Below are 1,452 nucleotides of genomic sequence, written 5' to 3'. Positions count from 1 at the left end.
ACGGCTTGTTGCTCACACCATCACGAACAGGCGAATCGTCACATCAGTCACGCCCACCAGTAGCGATCACCAAGATCGTGTTACGAGTTCTTCGCACCGAATTTTGAAGTCAGGGGTGGCGGGAGTTCGGTGTGAAGGTCGGCTGATTTTCTGGCCTGTTTTCGAGTGGTTTCGAGCGGCATGTTTACCTCAGAGGGGGCAGGGTGAGGCGGGATCGTCTGCCGTTCGGAAGTGAAGCGCGTACGCGGGAGGGCGGCTGCCCGGCGGGGTGGCATGATCTGTCGGGGTGGGGGCAGGCGAATGGCAGCTGCCCGCCGGCACCAGTCGAGCCCCGGCAGGTCCGACATGCAGTCGGCGGGCAGCCTTCCCTTATGGGTTGTCCCGTCAGGCCTGGTGTGGTTGGCACTGTCAGGTCTGGAGTGGCCGGAGCCAGACCGGCGGCGTGACCCCGGCTGGCTGAGGCTGGATTCGTGGCATGCCTTCACACCTCAGTCCCGGTACCTCGGGTGCCTTCCGGCGCTTCGCTGGGTGGCTTGCCCGTGGCTCGGTGGGTTATCCGATGCTGGAAGGGATCGACTACTGGGAAGAGCTCCGTGATTCCCCTTCTCAGGCGGAGATCTGCTTCGCCATCTTCGCCAACGTCCTCGAACTGGACGAACGGGGCGAGCCTGTCAACGAAAAGCACGCCGAGCGCAGGGCGGCAACGTGGCTCTACCAGTACTGCAAGGGAGAGCTTCCGCCGGGTGAGCCGGATATCGAGCCGTGGGAATGCGCGCTCCATTGATTCTGTGCAGGACGGGCTTCTGTATGGCCGTCCTATCCGGCGAGCGCGCGGTTGTGGAGCCGTGCAACGCCGAGCACGGCCTGGTGTACACCGGTCCCGCGTAGGCGGCAGTTCCTGAGGATCTTCCGGTTCTTCATCCGTGAGAAGACGTGCTCGACTCGGGCGCGGGTTCTGCGGTGGACGGCGTCATCGGCTCCCTGCCCGGGTGAGGTGATTCTTCCCACGGCGGCGCCGGTGCGGTTCAGGTTGTACTGGCTGTGTTCGGGTGTGGGGTTGGCTTGTGTTCGGTCTGTCTGGTTCAGGACGGGTCGGGGATGCCGGGGTGGTCGGGGTGGTTTGGCGTTTGGAAGTGATGCAGGTGTGGGTGCCGGGTTGGTTGTTCGACCGCACCCGGCCTTGAGTCGGGCACGGACCGGCACTCGTGCAGTCTTCTTCCTTCTTCCCGGGCTTGCCCCTGCCGGCCCCCACCTTGCACACCGGGCCGGCCCCTCTTCCCAGCCAGCCCGGCCGAAGGCCGCTTCTCCATCAACCCAACATCCAGCTCGACGAGTTGATCCCAGATTAGCCATTCGGGCCGCCGGAGCGAAGCGGAGGCGCGCCCCGGGCCGGGCGCGAAGCGCCCGGCCGCGATCGGCGAAGCCGATCGCCGGACACGCGGAGCGGGTCCG

1 protein-coding gene and 1 pseudogene are annotated in these 1,452 nt (G+C 65.6%); one reads left to right on the top strand and one right to left on the bottom strand.

Going from position 1 to position 1,452, the window contains the following annotated elements; all coding sequences use genetic code 11:
- The first annotated feature begins 475 nt into the window (after nucleotides 1–475).
- Nucleotides 476–784, top strand: a complete 309-nt coding sequence (locus ABD345_RS39915; RefSeq protein WP_344559737.1) for a DUF7677 family protein — start codon at nucleotides 476–478, stop codon at nucleotides 782–784.
- 32 nt (nucleotides 785–816) lie between these two features.
- Here ABD345_RS39915 and ABD345_RS39910 read toward each other — a convergent pair.
- A pseudogene (locus ABD345_RS39910) lies at nucleotides 817–1,024 on the bottom strand (transposase); the annotation flags it as partial.
- Nucleotides 1,025–1,452 lie beyond the last annotated feature (428 nt).

The sequence above is a fragment of the Kitasatospora saccharophila genome (genome assembly GCF_039529925.1).
In the GTDB taxonomy this organism is placed as follows: domain Bacteria; phylum Actinomycetota; class Actinomycetes; order Streptomycetales; family Streptomycetaceae; genus Kitasatospora; species Kitasatospora saccharophila.
This window is presented reverse-complemented; position numbering and strand designations above follow the sequence as displayed.

What these genes read in the sequence shown, in the direction of transcription:
- ABD345_RS39915 (WP_344559737.1), top strand. Translation starts at nt 476, where the DNA reads ATGCCTTCACACCTCAGTCCCGGTACCTCGGGTGCCTTCCGGCGCTTC.